This is a genomic window from Pseudomonas sp. NPDC087336 (genome assembly GCF_044744285.1).
GTDB lineage: Bacteria > Pseudomonadota > Gammaproteobacteria > Pseudomonadales > Pseudomonadaceae > Aquipseudomonas.
Window position 1 is genome coordinate 1 of record NZ_JBIUYA010000053.1, and the last position, 21,639, is coordinate 21,639.

The window sequence follows — 21,639 nt, forward strand, 5'->3', positions numbered from 1 at the left end:
CTCAGAAGCAAAAACACGTTCATGTCGACTCCAGAGTTTACTGGTATACGCCATCCAGCTCATCGCCTCAGATGGAATGACCGCAATGGGTCGATAGCTACCGGTGAGCGAGGACGGTCGGTCGAGCCATTCCCCGCCCGGCGTAATACCTGTTCCGGGTTATGCTCCCTAGGGTACTAGGGCTGTTTGCGATAGCGTTCGGTCAAGGATTGCACGAGGGTGACGTAGGATTGCGTCTCGGCGTAGGGAGGCACCCCGTTGTACTCCGCCACGGACGCTTCGCCGGCGTTGTAACCTGCCAACGCCAGCATCTGGTTGCCGTTGAAGCGCTTGAGCAGCCAGGCCAGATAGCGCACGCCGCCACGAATGTTCTGTCGTGCGTCGAACGGATCGTCCACGGCGAAGCGCTCGGCGGTGGCGGGCATCAACTGCATCAGCCCCTGGGCGCCGGCGTCGGAAATGGCGTTGGGGCGAAACGCCGATTCGGCGTGTATCACCGCACGGATCAGCGCCCTGTCGACACCATAATGTCCGGAAGCTGCTTCGATCTCCCGCCGATAGGATCGGGTGTCCAGGCGCAGTGAGGTCACCTTGAAATCCTTCGGCGCCATGCACAGATAGCAGCCCTTGATGTAATAGAGCTCAAGGACATCGACCCGTGCGGAGATCCCGACGGGGCGCCGGCTCACATATTGACGAACACCCTTATGGATAAAGGTGTACACCCGAATCCGCATCGCACCTGGGGTGTCGTCCTGCACAACCCGTGGCAGGGCCTTTGCCTTGGCGTCGACATCGGCGCCCGCCGCGCCATTGAGGCGAGTGCAGCGGGCGCTGGCGATGGCTTGGCTGGTGTAGCTGATGGCTCCGTCCCGGGCTTGGCACTTGAACATGGCGCTGGCGCACAGTGGCGCGGCCAGCAAAGCCAGCTCGATGCAGCCAAGAAGGCTCTTGCGAGCCCATCGCCATGCTCTGGAACTCATCACATCGCTCCGCGCCGCAGACGCCGATCAGGCTGGGGCGCCTGGCCCGGGCGCTGTCTTTGGAGGGCCTGTTCCGGGTGACCGCCTTTGTTCTGATAGTTATACCCCTTGTAACCGGCCTTGGAACTTGCGTGGACGTACGGGCTGCCGGCGTTCCCAAACCGTTGTGGTGTTCAGTCTGCGGAACAATCAAGCTCGGATCTGCCGTCAATTTTTTACGCTTTTTTTACGGTAGGTGATTTTGCCCGCAACGATACTGTCCGCGATTTATTGGATCGTCCATGCGCCTTGCCTTTTCGATGGGCCCTGGAAAATGTATTGCTCAAGGATGGGCGTGCAGTACCTCCCCGTGAATTGAGAGATGCGCCCTTTGAGTCAGACAGCTACCGTTGCAAACCCAGACTCCCCATCCAGAACCTCAGGAGGGGGCTTGCTCGTCGCTGCAGTCGGAGTGGTTTACGGGGACATTGGCACCAGCCCCCTCTATACGCTCAAAGAAGTGTTTTCCGGTCACTATGGTGTTCAGGTAAATCACGACGCAGTGCTAGGCATTCTGTCGTTGATTCTTTGGTCACTGATCTGGGTCGTCTCGATCAAATACGTATTGTTCATCCTGCGTGCAGACAACCAGGGCGAAGGCGGCATCATGGCATTGACCGCCTTGGCTCGTCGTGCGGCAGCACCTTTTCCGCGTATGAGCAAGGTGCTGGTTCTGCTCGGCCTGTTCGGGGCGGCGCTGTTTTACGGGGACAGCATGATTACCCCGGCTATTTCGGTGCTCTCTGCGGTTGAAGGGCTACAGCTGGCATTTGATGGAATAGAGCACTGGGTGGTGCCTCTGTCGGTGATCGTGCTGGTGGCGCTGTTCCTGATCCAGAAGCATGGCACTGCTCGTATCGGCATCCTGTTTGGCCCGGTCATGGTGCTGTGGTTCGTCGTGTTGGGCGCGCTCGGGATCTACGGGATTTTGCACAATCCGCAGGTGCTGCAGGCACTCAACCCTGCTTGGGCCGTGCGGTTCTTCGTGGTTCATCCGGGCATCGGCGTTGCGATTCTGGGTGCCGTGGTACTGGCATTGACCGGTGCTGAAGCACTGTATGCCGACATGGGACACTTTGGTCGCAAACCCATTGCACGTGCCTGGTTCATGTTGGTGTTGCCGGGCCTGGTGCTCAATTATTTCGGCCAGGGCGCCTTGATCCTGGGCAACCCGGAAGCGGTGCGCAATCCGTTTTATCTGCTCGCACCAAGCTGGGCATTGCTGCCGATGGTCGCGCTCTCCACGCTGGCCACCATCATTGCTTCTCAAGCCGTGATCTCTGGTGCGTTCTCCCTCACGCGCCAGGCCATCCAGCTAGGGTACGTCCCCCGCATGTTTATCCAGCACACCTCAAGCCAGGAGCAGGGGCAAATATACATCGGTACGGTTAACTGGGCGTTGATGGTCGGTGTTGTGCTGCTGGTTATCGGCTTCGAATCGTCCAGTGCGCTAGCCGCTGCCTATGGGGTTGCGGTAACGGGCACCATGTTGATCACCACTCTTTTGTCTTCGGCGGTTGTTCTGTTGCTGTGGAAAACGCCGCGCTGGCTGGGCATCCCGATGTTGCTCGGCTTTCTGCTGGTCGACAGCCTGTATTTCGCCGCCAATGCGCCGAAAATTTTCCAGGGTGGTGCGTTTCCCGTGATTGCCGGCATAGGCCTGTTCATTTTGATGACGACCTGGAAGCGGGGTAGGAAAATCATTGTTGAGCGCCTGGATGAAACCGCGCTACCACTTCCACTATTCATCGGCAGCCTCTGTGCGCAGCCCCCCCATCGCGTACAAGGTACGGCGGTATTTCTGACAGCCAGGTCAGATGCGGTTCCTCATGCGCTCCTGCACAACTTGCTGCATAACCAGGTCTTGCACGAGCAAGTGGTGTTGCTCACCGTGGTGTCGGAAGACAGTCCTCGGGTGACTGCGGACCGGCGGTTTGAGGTGGAAGCTTATGGCGAAGGGTTTTTCCGGGTCAGTCTCCACTTCGGCTTCATCGAGGAACCCGACGTCCCCATGGCGTTAGGTCTTTGTCACTTGAGTGAGCTGGATTTCAGTCCGATGCGCACGACCTATTTCCTCAGTCGTGAGACAGTGATCCCCACCAGGCGCATTGGGATGGCGCGCTGGCGAGAGAGTCTTTTCGCGTTTCTGCTGAAGAACGCCAACAGCAACCTCAAGTATTTCAAACTGCCGCTCAACAGAGTGATTGAACTGGGAACTCAGGTAGAGATGTAAAGGATCTGCGGCCTTTTCATCCAAAGGCTCATGGTCAGATCACTTTAACGGCCCGACCGATGAATTGTACCGGTCCTGTGGGTTTGCCGGTCTGCGATCCATTGGGATTTTCCAGAGTCAATTCAAAGATCTGGTTGGGTTCCAGGGTTCAGCCAGTTCATTCAACGCAAACAATCGCTGTTCCCATGCATCTACAGCAGCTCGCAAATCGTCGTCCTCAGCCAGACGCCTTTGTACCTCGATGCGTTGCTCGGCCGGCAACGTGCCTAATACATACCATATCCTGATATAGACATCGTGCACGATGTCTTCAGCCAAGGCGTTATCGCGAGCGATTCGCTTGGCGACCCCCAGAAGACGAGCACTTTCCTGCTGATACAAGTCCCGCAACGCTTGCCGCTCGCCTCGGGCGCAAGCAATCAGGCAGGCTTCCTAGTCAAAACAGGGCTCTGGTAAGGACAAGGTTTTCAGCCGCCAACAGGTGGTCAATACCCCAGCCATAGGGCTGGGGTTCCATCGGAGCAGAGTCGACGAGTTTGTGCGCTGACAACCTGTTCTGAATTGTCGGCTTAGTTGGCGGCCCAAAAAATATAGTCGGCCTGATATGTGACTACCTCTCGATTTCCTTTGTTCGCGGCGGTGCATTCGGTCTTGGGGGCTACGCCACCTTTAACGGCCAACCGCTGGATGTAGCTGACGCCGTTCATGGCGCCCTTGCCTTCAGCAGGGTTGGCCTTGACCAACTGATAGGGGAGGTCGCCGGTACTTGAGGGTGCAACAGCCAGTTGCGTCCCGGTGATTTTAGAGCCGTCTTTGGCTTGCCAGGTGGCAGGCGGTCCGAAGTAGGTGCCCACCGGTTTGCCACTGCGATCATTGAGCACCGCTTTGGGTCCGACAAAAAACCATTCGGTCTGGCCGGCGGCATTAGCCTTGTCGCGACACTCATACGTGATTTCCCCCACGCCCACGGTCTCCAGCGCGACCTTATGACCGTCCGGGACCTTGATGCTGTCGGGCAGATCTGTTTGCGCATAGGCAGCTGGTACGGTGACCAACAAGCAGGTGGCAGTAAGCGTAGTACTGACGATGCCCAGGAATCGTTTAGCGTTCATGCAAATCTCTCCAGAAAGGTAATCAGTTCAGCAGCTGTGGCTACTACCTGTACTACCCGCTGGAGGACGAACTGGATGCAGCTGATTGAAAAAATATCAGTACAGGACGGGTTGCAGCGTGCGTTGAGATTTGCGATGTGAGCGGATTGTTGCACCACAAGTCCGAAGTGAGCATGGACCCATCGCTGCAACTCATCAGACTTTTGGCGCGAGTTCAAGACACGTCTGCACTGTCGCTCAGCTGAGCGTCCTCCCGCTCGATCAAATATGGAAACTCCAATGTCGAAACTCTTCGAAGAATTGCGCATGGGCGACACCACGCTCAAAAATCGTATCGTCATGGCGCCTTTAACCCGCTCTCGCGCACCCAATGATGCCGCCGAACGTGCATCTGGACGGTGTCGATCGCCATGCGCTGCTGGGTATTTCCAACAGCATCATGCGGGCGCAGATCACCGCGAACCGGGTGCTGGATCAGATTGATCCGCCCTGAAAGATCGTACCGAGGACCTGTAGGAGCGAGCCTGCTCGCGAAAAACGTCCAGGCAACGGGTTCATCCAGACGGCCCGCGTCATCGTTGACGTCCATCGCGAGCAAGCTTCGCTCCTACGGGAAAACGCCGTGGGCTCAGCTCTCAACGCTCCATGACATAGGTGCCAGGGGCGGGGCAGAGGGGCGGGTACTTGCGCGAGCCTTGCTTCTTCGGCGCCTGCAGCTGTTCGCCCGAGCGCTGCCCGATCCATTCGCGCCAATGCGGCCACCAGCTGCCTTGCTGGCGCTCGCCGGCGTTCTGCAGCCAGGTTTGCGGGGTCTCCTCAGAGGCAGGCGCCGCGTAGTAGAACGACTTGGGATTGCCCGGCGGGTTCACCAGGCTCTGCAGGTGGCCGGCGTTGGACAGCACGTAGGTCGCGTCTTCGCCAAACAGCCGGGCGGTGCCGTAGCAGCCTTGCCAAGGGGTGATGTGGTCGGTGGTGCCGCCCACCACATAAGCGCCCACTTTCACCTGGGTCATGTCGATCGACTCGCCGGCAATCTCCAGGGTGTTCGGGTTGCTGTAGGGGTTCTGCTGGACCAGGTCGAGGTAGTCGGCGTGCAGTTGGGCGGGCAGTCGCGTGGTGTCGTCGTTCCAGGCCAGGATGTCGAAGGCCGGCGGCTTGTTGCCCAGCAGGTAGTTGTTGACCCAGTAGTTCCAGATCAGGTCATTGGGCCGCATCCAGGCGAACATGCGGGCCATGCCCTGGCCGCTCAGCACGCCCTTGCGCCGGGAACTGGCCTTGGCCGCGCGCAGGGCGGACGGGGTGGTGAACAGCCCCAGGGTGGTGTCGTCCAGCGCCGAGGGCATGTCGAGTACGCACACGGCCCAGCTGGTGTTGGCCACCTTTTGGCCTTCGCCACGGGTCGCCAGCCAGCCCAGGTAGGCCGCCATGGTGATGCCACCCGAGCAGGAGCCCCACATGTTCACATCCGGGCTACCGGTGATCTTGCGCGCCACGTCCACCGCCTGGTCCAGGCACAGCGCGTAATCGGACAAGCCCCAGTCGCGGTGCTCGCGGGTGGGGTTGCGCCAGCTGATGACGAAGAGGGTCACGCCGCTGTCCTGGATCCACTTGATCAGGCTTTTCTCCGGCGACAGGTCGATGGCGTAGTACTTGTTGATTTGCGGCGGCGACATCACCAAGGGCCGGGCATAGACATTCTCGGTGGTGGGCGCGAACTGCAGCAGTTCGAACATCTCGTTGCGAAACACCACCTGGCCCTTGGCCGTGGCGATGTTTTCCCCCACCGTGAACGGCGTGCTGTCGACTTGTCTCGGCAGCCCACGGTTGTGCAGCATATCCTCGCCGAATTGGCGAATGCCCCTGGCCAGGCTCATGCCACCGGTGTCCACCAGCTTGCGCAGCGCCGCCGGATTGGTCAGCGGCGAGTTGCTCGGTGCCACGGCATCGGCCAGCAGCGTTGCGACGAATCGGGCCCGGCTCTTTTCCAGCGGGGCAAGGTCGGTGGATTCGATGAAGCGGGTCAGCTCACTCTGGCCGGCCAGGTAGCTCTGCAGCAGCGCGTGCAGGAAGGCGTTGGATTGCCAGGCCGGATCGGCGAAGCGCTTGTCCTTAGGGTCCGGCGCGATGCTGGAGTTGCCGCCGACGATGCCGCGCAGCGACTTCAGGTAGCCACCCAGATGAGCGCCAGCCTTGAGCGGCGACTTGCCCACGGCCTTGAGCAGGTAACCGGCGGAGCTCGCCAGGTCCGCCGCGCGCACGCTGACCAGCGGGTTGGCTGCCAGGGTCTGGTTGGCAGCCGTGCCGATCAGCTCTTGTTGCAGGGTATCGCCCGCAAGATCGTCATCCTTGCGGGTGCGACGTTTGCGGCCGGTTGCCGGGGTACGCTGGGTGGGGGTTGTGGACTCGGTCGTTCGGGTGGATCTGCTCATGACGGCTCTCGTGTTTCCGGGTGCTGGGCCCGGTTGTTATTTTGTTCCGACTCTAGGGTGCAGCGGGGGCGGCCACCTCGCATTGCACGACAGCGATTTTTCATTTCATGACAAGGGGGATCGGGGACCGATGAGTTGAGCGGGTGGCTTGCGGGGAAAGGTGGTGGCTACGAAAATGCGTCGCGGTGTCATTTTCATAAGCTTTGGCAGTTGGTTTTTTTCTTACCGATGGTTGTCGGCAATATCTTTTGCGCCTGGGGCAAATACCCCGGCGGATGGACTACGCTGCAAAAATAACCCCGGCGATCGAAGAACCAGTGCGCAAGGAAACCAGCTGACCCTTCTTCGGGATCCGGCATCCCTGATCGCCACCACCCGGAGCACGCTCCGTGAGAATCAAACAGCCCCTGCTTGCGCTTCTGTTGCTCGCCTTGCTGTTTGGTGGCTGCACGACCCTCAATGTCCCTCACGAACCCAGTCAGGCCTTGCCCGCGAGCGATTCGGCGTTCGGTCGTTCCATCCAGGCCCAGGCAGCCCCGCATCAGGGCCAATCGGGCTTTCGCTTGCTATCGGACAGTGCCGAGGCTTTCACCGCCCGCGCCGAGCTGATTCGCAACGCCCAAAGCAGCCTCGACTTGCAGTATTACATCGTCCACGACGGTATCAGTACGCGGATCCTTGTCAGCGAACTGCTCGACGCCGCCGACCGCGGAGTCCGCGTGCGGATTCTGCTCGATGACACCACCAGCGATGACCTGGACAAGATTATCGCGACGCTGGCTGCGCACCCGCGGATGCAGATCCGCGTGTTCAATCCGCTGCACCTGGGCCGCAGCACCGTCGTGACGCGAACGATGGGCCGACTGTTCAACTTGTCGCGGCAACACAGGCGCATGCACAACAAACTGTGGGTGGTGGACAACAGCGTGGCCATCGTCGGAGGGCGCAATCTGGGGGACGAGTATTTCGATGCCGAGCCTAACAAGAGTTTCACCGACATCGACATGCTCAGTGTCGGCCCGGTTGCAGAGCAGTTGGGGCATAGTTTTGACCAGTACTGGAACAGTGCCCTGAGCAAGCCGATCGAGCAGTTTCTCTCGATCAGGCCGACAACCAGGGGCCTGGAAAATACCCGGACCCGGTTGGACGAATCCCTGGAGGAAACGCGCAAGCAGAATCATGCCCTCTACCAACAATTGATGACCTATACCACTCACCCACGCCTGCATGTCTGGCGCCGGGAGTTGATCTGGGCCTGGAACACGGCAATGTGGGATGCACCGAGCAAGGTCTTGTCGAAGGGCGAACCCGCCGCGCACCTGCTGTTGACCACCCAGTTGGCCCCCGAGCTTGACGGGGTCACCAAGGAGCTGATCCTGGTGTCGGCCTACATGGCGCCGGGCCAACCGGGGGTGGTGTACTTGACCAATCGTGCCGACGCCGGCGTATCGATCAGCCTGCTGACCAACTCACTGGAAGCCACCGATGTGCCCGCCGCGCACGGTGGTTACGCCCCTTATCGCAAAACCCTGCTGGAGCATGGCGTGCAGTTGTATGAGTTACGCCGCCAGTCCGGCGACAATGACGACAGCGACAGCGGACCGCGCCTGTTTCACAGCGGATCCTCCAACAGTTCCGACTCCAGCCTGCACAGCAAGGCGATGATTTTCGACCAGCAGAAAGCGTTTATCGGCTCGTTCAATTTCGACTCGCGCTCATTATTGTGGAACACCGAAGTCGGAGTGTTGGTGGACAATCCGCAACTCGCCGCACGGGTGCGCGAACTGGCCCTGGAGGGTATGGCACCGAATCTCAGTTACCATGTCCTGCTGGAAAAGAATCAACTGGTCTGGGTCACTGAGGATGACGGCAAACAGCATACGTTGACCAGGGAACCGGGGAGTTGGTGGCGACACTTCAATGGGTGGCTTAGCAGCACGATCGGGTTGGAGAAAATGTTGTAGGGCCAGATCTCCATTCATTGCACTTTCAGGACCAGGGGGAATCATGCGGACGTGGATAGGCGGCACGGCGCGGCTTATCAGCCAGTTGATGATGGTTGCGGGTATTAGCCTCATCGCAATCGTCAATCATGTGCAGGCTCAAGCCACACCTCAAACAACCCAGGAAATAAAGGGCTTGCTGGACTTTGTCGAACACAGTGAGTGTCAGTTTGTGCGCAACGGCAGCGAATACCCGGGTCCCCGCGCTCGGACGCATCTGGAAAAGAAACTGAATTATCTCGAAGGCAAGAACCTGGTGAACAGCGCAGAAGACTTTATCGATCTTGCGGCCACTAAAAGCAGTATGAGTGGCCGCGCCTATGAGGTGCGCTGTCCGCAAGGCGTAGAACCGGCAAGCACCTGGTTGAAGAGGGAACTGCAGAGGCAACGGCAACTTCATTGATAGTGTCTCAAGTCTGACTAACAGAGGCGAAGCTGGCTGATCGACCCCGGCTTGAGTCGATCAGCAGGTACCGGCAGAACCGCTGCTGCCTGCCAGCATCGCGTCCTCAGAAGTCGAAGAACACCGTTTCCGCTTCACCTTGAAGATGAATATCGAAGCGGTACGCCAACTTGCCGTCCACCGTGCAGCGCCGGGCGACCAGGGATTCGCGTCGATGGGGCTGTTCGATCAGGTTCAGCACCGGATCTGCGGCATTCGCCTCGGGTTCGTCGTCGAAGTACAGTCGGGTGTGCAGGTGAATGTTGATGCCCCGGGCAAACAGCGCCACGTTGATATGCGCCGCCATGGACACACCCGCGGCGTTTTTCAGCCTGCCGGGCTTGACGGTTTTGATTGTCCATTCACCGGTATCGGTGGTCGCGGTACGGCCAAAGCAATTGAAGGGTTTTTCCAGGTCGAACGCGCTGTCGTAGACGCCGTCGTGATTGGCTTGCCAGCACTCCAGGAACGCGTCGCGAATCAAGTGACCATTACCGTCATACACGTGACCCAACACTAAAATATGCTCGCCTGGCGCGCCAGGCCTGGCCATCTCGTTCCAGATTTCCTGCTCGCGCGGCGCGTTGCCGGCGGCCTCCAGCGCCAGGCCGATGTGCACATAAGGCCCGGCGGTTTGCGACGGGGTTTCAGGCAGAAGTTGAACGGGCATACGCAGGCCTCCTCAGCAATTTTCGAAGTGGGTCTTGCGCTGGCCGCGCAGGACGATATCAAAACGATAAGCCAGGCAATCCATGGGATTGGCCATGCCCATGTCCAGCCGTGCGATCAAACTCTGCACCGCGTCCGGGTTGGCGATCGACTTGACGATCGGGCACATGGGGATGAGCGGATCACCTTCGAAATACAGCTGGGTAATCAAGCGCGTGGCAATCGACGGGCCACTGATGGAGACATGGATATGCGCAGGGCGCCAATCGTTGGGACCGTTGCGCCATGGGTAGGGGCCGGGCTTGACGGTGCGGAAGCTGTAGTTGCCATCGCGGTCGGTCAACGCACGGCCAACGCCGCCGAAATTCGGGTCGAGGGGGGCCAGGTAACTGTCCTTCTTGTGCCGGTAACGACCACCGGCATTGGCTTGCCACATCTCCACAAGGGTATGGGGAATCGGCTTGCCGTACTGATCGCAAACCCGGCCGGCGACGATGATGCGCTCGCCAATGGGCAGGCCGCCGTGATTGAAATTCAACAGCAGGTCGTTATCGTGGCGACCCATCTGCAGATGGGAAAAATCCGGGCCGCTGGTCTCGGATGCAGACTGGGGGATGCTCACCAGTGCCTGGCGGGGAGAGCGCAGGATCGAAGTCTTGTAGTCAGGCGTCAGGGCTTTTGGATGCCAATTACGGTCACGAATGACGAAGCGGCTGTCGTGCGCATCAGACATGTCGTTTTTCCTATTGTTATGGTGGGACGGAGGCAGGCACTGGGTTGGCAGCGACTGGTAGCCCAGTGTCCTCTTGTATGTCCCACCGTAAAATTGAAAAAATCGACCTTATGCATATCCAGATGGTTATGGATACTGGCCTTCGCGATACTCCTGGCCGACCTCGCGCAGTGCCTCCACGCACCACTGCGCCGCCGGTGTCACCGGCACCGCAGGATTGGTGCACAGCCCCACGGAACCACCCGGCTCACGCATGCCCAGGTCCAGCTCGACCAGCTCACCCTGGCGCAAGTCCTGCCTGACCGCGTCCAAAGGGGCGACCCAGATGGCCTGGCTGCACAGTACGTAGCGCCGACTCAGGGCCACCGACAGGGTTTCCAGGCGTTGGCGTGACGGCGTTATCCCGTGCTGCACGAACAGGCTGTCGGCGAATTTGCGGATCGTCGTCCCCGCCGACGGCAGTACCAACGGATAGTCTTCGAGGTTTTTGTGCCCCGACGGATCGGCGAGCACCGGATGGTCGCTACGGACCACCAGGGTCATGGATTCGCTGTACAGGTGTTCGAACGCCAGCCCGAGAATCAGTGGGCTGTCGGTCATCCGGCCGACCACCAGGTCCAGCTCACCCACGCGCAGACGGGACAGCAAATAGGCACTCGGGCCGGTCACGACACTGACCACCAGCGCCGGGTGACGGTCGTGCAGGCGGCAGACTACTTCAGGTACCAACAGGCTTTCGACGGTGGACAGCACGCCGAGCTGCACGGTAATCGGCTCATGCACACCCGAGCGCAAACTGTTGACCCCGTCGCGCAGCGATTGCACGCTCGGCCCTGCGTATCGCAGGAAGGCCACGCCGGCCTCGGTCAGCGTCGAGCCCTTTTTCCCCCGTTCGAATAGCCTGGCATCGAGCAGGGTTTCCAGTTCCTTCAGGGTCTTGGACAGCGCCGGCTGGCTGATCGCCAATTTGTCGCAGGCACGCGCCAGGCTCCCCTGGCGCGCCACCTCGAGAAAACACAGCAGATGACGGAATTTGATTCGGTTATCGATGTTCAATCGGGGGCTCTGCCTTTAGGGTTTGGCCTCTATTATTGTTGGATTTGCAGTGGTTGTGTGGTTGTCCTGGCCATTTTTTGGGGGCATATCCATTGCTGCGGTAACGGCGGCTAATGGTTTCGCCCTTACGGCGACTCACTTTTTCAAACGCCAAAAAGTAAGCAAAAGGCTTTGCCCCACCACTCGGTGCCTCGCTAGGGCTCGGCATGCCCTCTCTCCGGCATTGCTCCGTGGGTCGCCGCGATGGGCCATCCCTGGCCCAGCGCGGCTAAACCGGCGTCCTGCCGGTTTCCCCACTGCGCAATGCCTGCGTTCGGCCATCGTGGTTAACGGGGCACCCAGATCCAAAGCCAAAGCGAGGCGGCCTTAAAGCCGACCTGACTTTTACGGGTGTACCGGATCCCCTGTGGGAGCCAGCCTGCTGGCGATGGACGTCCAGACAGCGCGATCATCCAGACAGGACGCGTTATCGTTGACGTCCATCGCGAGCAGGCTCACTCCTACATGGGATCGGCGACAATCTGCGATCAGGCCACAGCCCGCACACCCGCACCTTTCCCCTCCACCTGCACATCATGCAGGGAAATCCTCGACGTCTCCGGCAATGCCAATCCACCCGCCAACGCCAGCAATGCAATCGCGATGAGGTAGAACGCCGGCGACAAATTGCTGCCAGTAGTGCTGATCAGCCACGTCGCCACCAGCGGGGCGGTGCCGCCGAAAATCGTGTACGCCATGTTGTAGGTGATCGCCGAGGCGGTGTATCGAGTGCGGGTGGGGAAGGTTTCCGAGAGCAAGGCCGCTGTGACCACTCCACACAACACCGCGCCAACCGCCAGGAGCATGACACCTGCGACGGATGCTGCGAACGAACCGGAACTGGCCATCAGGAACGATGGATACACGGCCACGATCAACAGGGCGCACGCGGTCATCACCGTCATTCGACGCCCGACCCGATCCGAATATAGCCCGGCCAGCGGGCAGATCGCCGCGGCGAACAGCAAGGCAATCAGTGACACCAGCAACGCGGTGGCGCGGCTCAGGCCACCGGCGACTTGCAGGTAGGTCGCGAAGTAGGTGGTGAACATGTAGAACGACAGCGCCGTGAGCGACACGAAGGCGCCCAGGCAGCAGATGGCCGCGCCATGGTTGCGCAAGGTTTCCTTGAGGGGGGAGTGGGCGACGGCATGCTCCTCGGTCACTGCCTGGAAGGCCGGTGTCTCATCAAGCTTCCAGCGCAGGTAAAGCCCCACCAGGCCCAGCGGCGCGGCAATCAGGAACGGCAGGCGCCAGCCCCAGCTGCCCATTGCTTCGGCCGATAAGGACGCCTCGAGCGCGTAGGCCACCACGGCTGCGGCGGCGAAGGCGGAAAATGTCGACACCGGAATGAAGCTGCCGTACCAGGCGCGTTTATCACTCGGTGCATGCTCCATCAGGTAAGCACAGGCACCTGCGTATTCGCCCCCGGCGGAAAAACCCTGGGCGCAACGGATCAGGGACAGAAGTATCGGCGCCGTGACCCCGATCGCGGCATACGTGGGCAGCAGGCCGATCAGGGTCGTCGCACCGGCCATCAGCAGGATCGTCATCGCCAGGGTGCGCTTGCGGCCGATCCGGTCGCCCAGCATGCCGAAGAAAATCCCTCCAAGGGGCCGGAACGCAAACGCCACGGCGAATACCGCAAAGGTCTTGAGCAGCGCGGCACTGGCATCGCCGCTGGGGAAAAACTGCTGGGCGATGGTTGTGGCCAGAAAGCCATAGACGGCGAAGTCGAACCACTCGACGAAATTGCCGATGCCGGCAGCCACGATCACTCTTCTCAGTGTTTTCGGGCTGACCTGTTCCGTAGTTGTGCTCGTCATGCTTGACCTCGACAGTTCGTCAGTAAGCTATCGATTATCGAGGCAGGCGCTGCAGCGGTTCACTTCAAAAGTGTCGTCCACGTAGTCAGTACCGACGTCATGCGGCAATTGGCGGGGGCAGCCAGAGGGCTTCGCCTGCACAAGGATTCGATGGGTTGAATAGGGTTGTTTTGGATTTAATGGATCCATTAAATCCCTATTATCCGTAAAAAGCTTGACTGGTATTAAGTTATTCCGCTTCAATGGATCCATAAAAACAAGCCTGTCCCGGAGATTCCTATGTATCCGAAAAACACCTGGTATGTCGCCTGCACCCCCGACGAGATTGCTTCCAAGCCCCTGGGGCGGCAGATATGCGGTGAGAAAATCGTCTTCTATCGCGGCCATGAAGGGCGCGTTGCCGCCGTCGAGGATTTTTGCCCGCATCGCGGCGCGCCCCTTTCGCTGGGTTATGTCGAGAATGGCAACCTGGTCTGTGGCTACCACGGCCTGGTGATGGGCTGTGACGGCAAGACCGTCGAAATGCCAGGCCAGCGCGTACGGGGTTTTCCATGCAACAAGACTTACGCGGTTGAAGAACGTTACGGATTCATCTGGGTCTGGCCCGGGGAGCAGGACAAGGCCGACCCTGCGCTTATCCATCATCTGGAATGGGCGGTCAGCGATGAGTGGGCCTATGGCGGTGGGCTGTTCCACATCAATTGCGACTATCGACTGATGATCGATAACTTGATGGACCTTACCCACGAAACCTACGTGCACGCCTCGAGCATCGGCCAGAAAGAGATCGATGAAGCGGCGCCGGTGACCACCGTCGAGGGTGACGAGGTGGTCACCGCGCGGCACATGGAAAACATCATGGCGCCGCCGTTCTGGCGCATGGCCCTGCGTGGCAACAACCTGGCCGACGACGTGCCGGTGGACCGTTGGCAGATCTGCCGCTTCAGTCCACCCAGTCACGTGCTGATCGAGGTGGGGGTGGCCCATGCCGGCAAGGGCGGTTACAACGCCGAGCCGCAACACAAGGCCGCGAGCATCGTGGTCGACTTCATTACCCCGGAAACCGACACGTCGATCTGGTACTTCTGGGGCATGGCACGCAATTTCAATCCCCACGACGAAGCCCTGACCGCCACCATCCGCGAGGGCCAGGGCAAGATTTTCAGCGAAGACCTCGACATGCTCGAACAGCAGCAGAAAAACCTGCTGGCCAATCCCGAGCGCAACTTGCTCAAGCTCAATATCGATGCCGGTGGCGTGCAGTCCAGGCGCGTGCTGGAGCGCCTCATCGCCCGTGAGCGCGCACCGGTTGTAGAGCTGATTGCCGCGGTCAAATAGCCAAGGGCAGCGCCCTTGAGCGCTACGCCAATCCACCCCCATTGATCCTGTTCGCGGCCACTGCGGTGGCCGGTCTTGAAGGTGCGCCATGATTGAAGTCGTCGTGACATCCCGCAACAACGAAGCCTTGGATATTTGCAGCTACGAGCTGACTTGTGCACAAGGCGGGGCATTGCCCGGCTTCAGTGCCGGGGCCCATATCGACGTGCACCTGCCCGGCGGCCTGATTCGCCAGTACTCGCTGTGCAACCACCCGCAAGAGCGCCATCGCTACCTGATCGGCGTGCTCAAGGACACCGCCTCGCGCGGTGGTTCCCAGAGCCTGCATGAGCAAATCAACAGTGGCGATCGGCTGTTCATCAGTGAGCCGCGCAACCTTTTTCCGCTGGTGGCCGAGGGGCGGCGCAGTCTGTTGTTCGCCGGTGGCATCGGCATCACCCCAATTCTCTGCATGGCCGAGCAACTGGCCCACAGCGGTGCCGATTTCGAGCTGCATTACTGCGCTCGCTCCAGTGAGCGTGCGGCGTTTGTCGAGCGACTCAAAGGCGCATCCTTTGCCGATCGCGTGCACCTGCATTTCGATGAAGAGGCCGATTCGCGACTGGACGCCGCCAGGGTTCTGGCCAATCCGGGCCCCGACTTGCACCTGTATGTCTGCGGCCCATCAGGGTTCATGCAGCATGTGCTCGATAGCGCCAGGGCCCAGGGCTGGAGCGAGGGGCAATTGCACCGTGAATACTTCGCCGCAGCGCCGGTGGACACCACTGCCGATGGCGTGTTCCAGGTCAAGCTTGGCAGGAGCGGGCAGGTGTTCGACATTCCGGCGGACAAGACGGTGGTCCAGGTGCTGGAAAGCCACGGTGTCGAGATTGCGCTTTCCTGTGAGCAGGGCATCTGCGGAACCTGCCTGACCCGTGTGCTCGAAGGAGTGCCCGATCACCGTGACCTGTTCCTGACCGAGGAAGAGCAGGCTGCCAATGATCAGTTCACGCCCTGCTGTTCGAGGTCCCGCTCAGCGCTGTTGGTGCTGGATCTTTAAGCCAGTCGATCATTCGCCGCGCGCGATCACTTTCATCCGTTCGCTATTGCTGATTGCGCCGAAGACCTCGGCGTAACGCAGTGTCGCATTGGCGTGTTCGCGCATGATGGCTTCAGCGCGTGCGCCCTGGCGGCTGACCAGCGCGTCGAACACCGAGTGGTGTTGCATGTGGGCAAAGTTGAAGCGCCGGTATTCGCGCGCCATGTCTTCACGATCGATCGCCAGCGCCGACACTGAAGCGAAGGGGCGATGGTCGTTGCGCGCCAGGGCTTCGGCAATGGCCGGGTTGGCGCTGCTTTCGACGATCACCTGATGAAAGCGCATGTTGAGGTCATGGAACGCCTCAAGGTCTTCTTCTGTCACGTAGCCTTTGTCGAACAGCGCATCGCCTTGCACCAGGCATTCGCGCAACGCCGCCTGCGCCTGTTCACTCAAACCGCGTTCGGCGCTCTGCCGTGCCGCCAAACCCTCCAGCACCCCGCGCACCTCGACGGCTCCGGCGATATCGTCGGCACTCACCGAGCGTACCTGATAGCCCCGTCCGCCATGGCGCACCAGCAAGCCTTCCTGTTCCAGGGTAACGAAAGCCATGCGCACCGGCATGCGCGAGACGCCGAAACGTTCCGCCGTCGGAATTTCCATCAGGCGTTCGCCGGCCGCCAGCTCGCCCGAGGCGATCATTTTGCGCAGTGCGACTAGCACCATTTGACCCGGTTTGCTCATGCAGGCGACTTCCAGAGGGTGGTTCGCCATAGTAACGCAAGGAGGGGGCAGATGCAGGGGCGACAAGCGCCCCTGGTGGGGAGGGTCAGAGTGACAGTGGGTAGCTGACGATCACACGGGTCTGATCGAAGTCACTGTTGAAACTGCGACGGTTGGTGGCGTTGTTGATCCGCACGCTGAGGTTTTTCAGTGGGCCACTTTGCAGGGTGTAGCTGACCTCGGTGTCACGTTCCCATTCCTTGCCATTGCTGCCAGCCCTGGTGGTGGCGTTGTCGCCGTGGCCGTAGCGGGTCATCAGCAACAAGCCGGGGATGCCGACGGCGACAAAGTTGTAATCATAGCGAGCCTGCCACGAACGCTCATCGGCGTTACTGAAGTTGCCATTGAACATGTCATTGCCCAGGGTGCGGCCACTGCTGCCATACACGGACATCCAGCCGGTGTCGCCGCTGACTTTTTGCAGCCCCAAGTACAGGGTATGGCCACCCAGGTTGGCCGAGAACAGCCCGTAGGCGGTATGACTTTGCACGTTGCCGATAAGGGCGCTGCCGTCATCCTTGTCGACGAAATAGCCCAGGTTCGCGCCAAGGGTCCAGTCACCGAGTTTCTGTTTGTGCAGCAGGTTCAGATAGCTTTGCTGATAGATGTCTTGGAGCTGCGAATGCCAGGCGCCGATCAGGGTCTGTTGTTCGTTGAAACGGTACTCGGCGCCTGCATAGTTGAAACCGTCCGACATGACGGTAGGCGCCGCCCAGGCCGATAGGTCTTGCATGTTCGAGGAGTTGCGCAGGCTCACGTCGGTGTATCGACCTGCCTGCAGGTTCAGGCCAGGGAGTTCGCGGGACACCAGCATGGTGCCCTGGAAGGTCTGTGGCAGCAGGCGTCCGTCGTCGTAGCGCAACAGCGGAATATCCGGCATGAGCTCACCCAGCATCAGCTCCGTCTCGGACAAGCGCATTTTTGCCGCCACCCCGGCGCGCCCGTAGTTGTCGGCGGCGTGACCATCGTCGTGCACCGGTAGCAGCTCCGAACCGCTACGTTGGGGGCCACTGTCGAGCTTGACGCCGAGCATCGCTATGCCGTCCAGGCCAAAACCGAGCAAGCCAGGGGTATAACCGGAACTGAATTTGAGGATCGCGCCCTGGGCCCATTCTTCGATCTTGCTCTTGCTGGCGCCGGGATCGTTGAAGTCACGATTGAAGTAGTAATTTCGCAGCATCAGGCTGGTCTTGGAATCTTCGAAAAAGCCGCCGCTCTCGGCTTGTGCCGAAGGTACCAGGGCAAGCGCCATTGCACCGCCGAGCAGAGCCCGGGGCGGGAGAGAAAGGTAAGTCATTATTGTTGTTTTCCTGGAGGTGTAGTCGGCAGCGAGGGCGGGGCCTCGCTACCTGTTTTTTTCTATCGGTTCAGGCCTGGCTGAGTGCGGCACCCGGTTGCGCCTGGACCTTGGGCCGCAGTTGCAGCAACACGATGGCGGCAATCACGAACACCACGGCAAACACCCCATACAGGTGCAGTGGCTGCCAACCGCTGTCGAGCAGCAGGCCCGCGACGGTCGGCGAAAGGATGGCGCCGATGCGTCCGATACCGATGCCCCAGCCGACCCCCGTCGTGCGCACCGAAGCGTCGTAGACGATCGGCGACAGTGCGTACAACCCGGCCACGCAACCGTTGGAGAACAGCCCGATCAACAGCCCCAGGCCGAGAGCCATTGATACCGATGAAGCGGAGCCGACGAACAGTACCAACAGGCCCGCGGTGATCAACATGAACAGCGACAGCACCCGGGTCAGCCGCCAACGCGAGGCCAGGCCGCCAATCAGCGCGGCGCCGAAGATACCGCCGACGCTCAGCAGCACACCGCCACTGATGCCTTGCTGTGCCGACAGCCCTGCCGAGACCAGCAGCTTCGGCGTCCAGCTCATCACGAAGTAGAAGCCGAACATCACCAGGAAGAACAACAGCCAGATCAGCAGCGTGGTGCGCCGCGAATCGGGCGAGAGCAACTGCGCCAGGCGCCCACGGCCTGAAATCGGCGCAGAGAGGGCGACAGGCAGTTCGCGCAGTGCCGGCTGGCCGAGGCGGGCGGCCAGTCGATTGATGCGTGCCAGTGCATTCGCCGGGCGGCGGGCGATCAGGAAGTCCAGGGATTCCGGCAAGTACAGCAGCACCAGGGGAATCACCGCCAGGGTCACGGCGCCACCGAACAGGAACACCGAACGCCAGCCAAAGTGCGTCAGCAACCACACCGACAACAGCCCGCCCAAGGTCGCACCCAAGGCATAACCGGTCGATTGCAGGCTCACCGCCAGCCCGCGCCAGCGTTTGTTGGCGTATTCACTGGCAATCACGTTGCTGCTGGCCAGGATCCCGCCGATACCCAGGCCGGTCAGCCCGCGCAGCAGCGCCAGTTGCAGCGGCGTCTGGCTCAGAGCCGACAGCAGCATGCCGGCCCCTGAGAGCAGCAGGCACAGCAGAATCAGCGGCCTGCGGCCATATCGATCCGCCCACGGAGCAATGAACAGCGAGCCCGCCGCCATGCCAAACAGCCCGGCACTCAACAGCAAGCCGATCTGCGCGCCGTTCAAGCCCCATTCGGCGGACACCGACGAGGCCGTGAAGGCCATCACCAGCACGTCGAAGCCATCGATCATGTTCAGGACAATACAGATGCCCACCGCTAGCCACTGGAAGTGCGCCATGGGGCGCTCATCTACCACGCTCTTCAGATCGACACTCATGGCTGCCCCTCGAGAAGAGGCTGGGTAAAGGCAAAGCGAGAAAGGCACGCGTTGGTGGGTGCAAGCCGAAGCTTGAGCCCGATTGAGAAGTCATTCATCCCGACACCCTTGTTATTTTTATGAGCGGGCAGGCGCTGTACCTGACACCGTGCAGTGCCAGTCAATCAATATATGGATCCATTGAAAAGTGGTTTTGATTGGGTTTTTACCGATTGGTTTCTAATTTTCTTATTAAAGTAATATAAATCAAATACTTATGAGCTATAACAAAGTGTTCGATTATCGATCATGATTTTATGTTTCGAATAAAGGATCCATTACTGGCGGATGTCAATTCGGCACACCGCGCAATTCATGAGCGGTGTGCCTCCCGGCGTGCATGTCTTTCCAGACGTCGGCGCTGTATCAGGTCGCGCGAGCCAGAATGGATTTTGCGCGAGCAATGACCGGTGCATCGACCATTTGCCCATCGAGAACGAAAACGCCCTCACCTGAACGGGTGGCTTCGATAATGCGCTGCGCCCAGTGCAATTCTTCCAGGCCGGGTTTTAGTGCCTGATGAATGATCGCGACCTGGGTTGGATGGATACACAACGCGCCGCCAAAGCCCATGTCCCGGGCAAATTGCATCGCACCCAGCAGCCCGTCGGTGTCCTGAATCGACGGAAAAACCCCGTCCAGCGCTGGAGCGAGTCCAGCAACTCGCGTAGCGAGCAAAACGGCGTAGCGAGCGTGGCCAAGAATTTCTTCAGCGCCAGCACTGCCTGTCGTCAGGTTCAGGTCCAGGCTCAGATCGAGGCTGCCGAACGACAAGCGCTCGACGGCTCGGGCATTGGCAATCTCGTCAAGTTTGGCCAGGCCCCTGGCGCTTTCGATAATTGGCCAGATGGGTTTTTCGGTACCGGCAGCCGTGGCGACCTGTGCCGCACTTTCTGCCTTGGGTAACAGAATGCCTATGACGCCAACGTGGCGCCGGCAAAGCTCCAGGTCCGCCATATGGGCTCGGTGCTCCGGGGCATTGACCCGAACCAGAATCCGCGCATCCGGGGTTTCGCGCAGAAAAGTGTCAAGATTGTCCCTGGCCTGTTCCTTGAGGTTTTCCTGCACGGCATCTTCCAGGTCGACGATGACCCGGTCCGCGCCGCTGGCGACCGCTTTAGGGATGCGCTCGGGTCGAGTGGCAGGCACGAAAAGGGCGGAGCGAACGATTGATGTGTTCATGGCGTGGCTCCGTTGCTGAACTCGATCTCGCCGATCTGTGCGGTGCCGTCCTGATTGCCAGCCCAGACCTGTGCCTTGCCGCTCTCGATCACACGTCCGCCCACCTCGAATGGTTGCGGGGAAATCAGCGGGCGTACGCCGCGGAAGGTGAAACGCTCCAGGCGCGCGGTGGGATGCGCTTTGGTAAAGGCGCGCAAGTTCAACGTGGCGATCAACGGACCGTGAACCACCAGCCCCGGATAACCCTCGGTCTCTGTCACATACGGCCAGTCATAGTGAATCCGGTGACCATTGAAGGTGACGGCGGAGTAGCGGAACAGCAGGGTTGGGGAGGGCTCGACCCGTTCCTGCCATTGGCCTTCGGGCAGCGTTTCGGTACCGGTGAGTTTGGGCGGCACAGGTTCACGGTAAACGATGTCCTGTTCATCCTGCAGGGCGCGCTTGCCGTCCTGGAAAAACTCATGGCGTACCGTGACGAACAGCAAGGAACCCGTGCGACCGTGCTTTTCCTCGACGTTGAGAATGGTCGATACACAGGTCACTTCTGCCTCGACCTTTAGTGGCTGGTAAAACTCGATTCGGCTACCCGCCCACATGCGATTGCGCTGATGGGCTGGCGGCAAAAAGCCCCCGAGCGCTGGATGACCATCGGGCCCCAATTCGCTGGCGACCACGGGCTCCTGAAAAAATGCCCAGTGCCACAGGGGCGGCAGCGGCTCTCCGGGTTGGGGTGTCGGTTCGCCCAATGTCGCGGCAATGCGCCTGACCAGAGTTGAACTGATCCGGTCCTGGATTTCCTGACGGCGTCCAATCCAGGCGGAAAAATCGGAACTGCTGCTCATGTTCTTTGCTCCGTTTAGTCAGTGATCAGGCCAGGGTGGCCAGTTCTGGAATCGCTTCAAATAAATCCGCCACCAAGCCGTAATCGGCCACCTGGAAGATCGGCGCTTCTTCGTCCTTGTTGATCGCAACGATCACCTTGGAGTCTTTCATGCCGGCCAGGTGCTGGATCG

18 protein-coding genes and 3 pseudogenes are annotated in these 21,639 nt (G+C 60.1%); 6 read left to right on the top strand and 15 right to left on the bottom strand.

Going from position 1 to position 21,639, the window contains the following annotated elements:
* Positions 1-176 precede the first annotated feature (176 nt).
* The gene (locus tag ACIO0C_RS29870) at positions 177-983 is read right to left on the bottom strand and encodes a lytic transglycosylase domain-containing protein (RefSeq protein ID WP_401317898.1); all 807 of its coding nucleotides are present in this window, start codon (positions 981-983) and stop codon (positions 177-179) included.
* Between the two features lie 370 nt (positions 984-1,353).
* Between ACIO0C_RS29870 and ACIO0C_RS29875 the strand changes: the two genes are divergently transcribed.
* Positions 1,354-3,255: a potassium transporter Kup gene (locus ACIO0C_RS29875; RefSeq protein ID WP_401317939.1), complete on the top strand. Its 1,902-nt coding sequence runs from the start codon at positions 1,354-1,356 to the stop codon at positions 3,253-3,255.
* Positions 3,256-3,289: 34 nt separating this feature from the next.
* On the opposite strand, the pseudogene ACIO0C_RS29880 reads toward ACIO0C_RS29875, so the two are convergent.
* From ACIO0C_RS29880 to ACIO0C_RS29890, 3 genes and pseudogenes are all read right to left on the bottom strand, one after another.
* Positions 3,290-3,400, bottom strand: a pseudogene (locus ACIO0C_RS29880) (RNA polymerase subunit sigma-70); the annotation flags it as partial.
* Positions 3,401-3,531: 131 nt separating this feature from the next.
* A pseudogene (locus ACIO0C_RS29885) lies at positions 3,532-3,678 on the bottom strand (sigma factor); the annotation flags it as partial.
* 146 nt (positions 3,679-3,824) lie between these two features.
* On the bottom strand, positions 3,825-4,367 hold the full coding sequence (locus tag ACIO0C_RS29890) for a DUF3455 domain-containing protein (protein WP_401317901.1): 543 nt from the start codon (positions 4,365-4,367) through the stop codon (positions 3,825-3,827).
* 370 nt (positions 4,368-4,737) lie between these two features.
* On the opposite strand from ACIO0C_RS29890, the gene ACIO0C_RS29895 reads away from it, so the two are divergent.
* Positions 4,738-4,860 (top strand): hypothetical protein, encoded by a 123-nt coding sequence (locus tag ACIO0C_RS29895; RefSeq protein WP_401317944.1) that lies wholly within the window; start codon positions 4,738-4,740, stop codon positions 4,858-4,860.
* 142 nt (positions 4,861-5,002) lie between these two features.
* Here the strand turns inward: ACIO0C_RS29895 and ACIO0C_RS29900 are convergent, their stop codons facing one another.
* The gene (locus tag ACIO0C_RS29900; RefSeq protein ID WP_401317903.1) at positions 5,003-6,796 is read right to left on the bottom strand and encodes an alpha/beta fold hydrolase; all 1,794 of its coding nucleotides are present in this window, start codon (positions 6,794-6,796) and stop codon (positions 5,003-5,005) included.
* Positions 6,797-7,185: 389 nt separating this feature from the next.
* Between ACIO0C_RS29900 and ACIO0C_RS29905 the strand changes: the two genes are divergently transcribed.
* Positions 7,186-8,760, top strand: coding sequence for a phospholipase D family protein (locus ACIO0C_RS29905; protein ID WP_401317906.1), 1,575 nt, complete (start codon positions 7,186-7,188; stop codon positions 8,758-8,760).
* 43 nt (positions 8,761-8,803) lie between these two features.
* Positions 8,804-9,202: a DUF5329 domain-containing protein gene (locus ACIO0C_RS29910; protein WP_401317909.1), complete on the top strand. Its 399-nt coding sequence runs from the start codon at positions 8,804-8,806 to the stop codon at positions 9,200-9,202.
* A gap of 106 nt (positions 9,203-9,308) precedes the next feature.
* Here the strand turns inward: ACIO0C_RS29910 and pcaG are convergent, their stop codons facing one another.
* The 4 genes from pcaG to ACIO0C_RS29930 form a co-directional block, all read right to left on the bottom strand.
* Positions 9,309-9,911, bottom strand: a complete 603-nt coding sequence (gene pcaG, locus ACIO0C_RS29915; RefSeq protein ID WP_401317912.1) for a protocatechuate 3,4-dioxygenase subunit alpha — start codon at positions 9,909-9,911, stop codon at positions 9,309-9,311.
* Between the two features lie 12 nt (positions 9,912-9,923).
* Positions 9,924-10,643: a protocatechuate 3,4-dioxygenase subunit beta gene (gene pcaH, locus ACIO0C_RS29920; protein WP_008065619.1), complete on the bottom strand. Its 720-nt coding sequence runs from the start codon at positions 10,641-10,643 to the stop codon at positions 9,924-9,926.
* A gap of 126 nt (positions 10,644-10,769) precedes the next feature.
* The gene (gene pcaQ, locus ACIO0C_RS29925; RefSeq protein ID WP_401317916.1) at positions 10,770-11,699 is read right to left on the bottom strand and encodes a pca operon transcription factor PcaQ; all 930 of its coding nucleotides are present in this window, start codon (positions 11,697-11,699) and stop codon (positions 10,770-10,772) included.
* A gap of 527 nt (positions 11,700-12,226) precedes the next feature.
* A complete protein-coding gene (locus ACIO0C_RS29930) occupies positions 12,227-13,564 on the bottom strand; it encodes an MFS transporter (RefSeq protein ID WP_401317919.1) in 1,338 nt (445 codons plus the stop codon).
* 279 nt (positions 13,565-13,843) lie between these two features.
* On the opposite strand from ACIO0C_RS29930, the gene ACIO0C_RS29935 reads away from it, so the two are divergent.
* On the top strand, positions 13,844-14,902 hold the full coding sequence (locus tag ACIO0C_RS29935; RefSeq protein WP_401317922.1) for a Rieske 2Fe-2S domain-containing protein: 1,059 nt from the start codon (positions 13,844-13,846) through the stop codon (positions 14,900-14,902).
* 88 nt (positions 14,903-14,990) lie between these two features.
* Positions 14,991-15,941: a PDR/VanB family oxidoreductase gene (locus tag ACIO0C_RS29940; RefSeq protein WP_401317925.1), complete on the top strand. Its 951-nt coding sequence runs from the start codon at positions 14,991-14,993 to the stop codon at positions 15,939-15,941.
* 9 nt (positions 15,942-15,950) lie between these two features.
* Here ACIO0C_RS29940 and ACIO0C_RS29945 read toward each other — a convergent pair whose 3' ends face one another.
* The 6 genes and pseudogenes from ACIO0C_RS29945 to ACIO0C_RS29970 form a co-directional block, all read right to left on the bottom strand.
* The gene (locus ACIO0C_RS29945) at positions 15,951-16,664 is read right to left on the bottom strand and encodes a GntR family transcriptional regulator (protein ID WP_401317928.1); all 714 of its coding nucleotides are present in this window, start codon (positions 16,662-16,664) and stop codon (positions 15,951-15,953) included.
* A gap of 85 nt (positions 16,665-16,749) precedes the next feature.
* Positions 16,750-17,955 carry an OprD family porin gene (locus tag ACIO0C_RS29950; protein WP_401317941.1) on the bottom strand — a complete coding sequence of 402 codons (1,206 nt, stop codon included), beginning with the start codon at positions 17,953-17,955 and terminating at the stop codon, positions 16,750-16,752.
* Between the two features lie 115 nt (positions 17,956-18,070).
* A complete protein-coding gene (locus ACIO0C_RS29955; RefSeq protein WP_401317931.1) occupies positions 18,071-19,405 on the bottom strand; it encodes an MFS transporter in 1,335 nt (444 codons plus the stop codon).
* Between the two features lie 405 nt (positions 19,406-19,810).
* On the bottom strand, positions 19,811-20,626 hold the full coding sequence (locus ACIO0C_RS29960) for an HpcH/HpaI aldolase/citrate lyase family protein (protein ID WP_401317933.1): 816 nt from the start codon (positions 20,624-20,626) through the stop codon (positions 19,811-19,813).
* Positions 20,623-21,468, bottom strand: coding sequence for a MaoC family dehydratase N-terminal domain-containing protein (locus ACIO0C_RS29965; RefSeq protein ID WP_401317936.1), 846 nt, complete (start codon positions 21,466-21,468; stop codon positions 20,623-20,625). Before ACIO0C_RS29965 ends, ACIO0C_RS29960 begins: the two co-directional genes overlap by 4 nt.
* 25 nt (positions 21,469-21,493) lie before the next feature.
* Positions 21,494-21,639, bottom strand: a pseudogene (locus tag ACIO0C_RS29970) (electron transfer flavoprotein subunit alpha/FixB family protein); the annotation flags it as partial.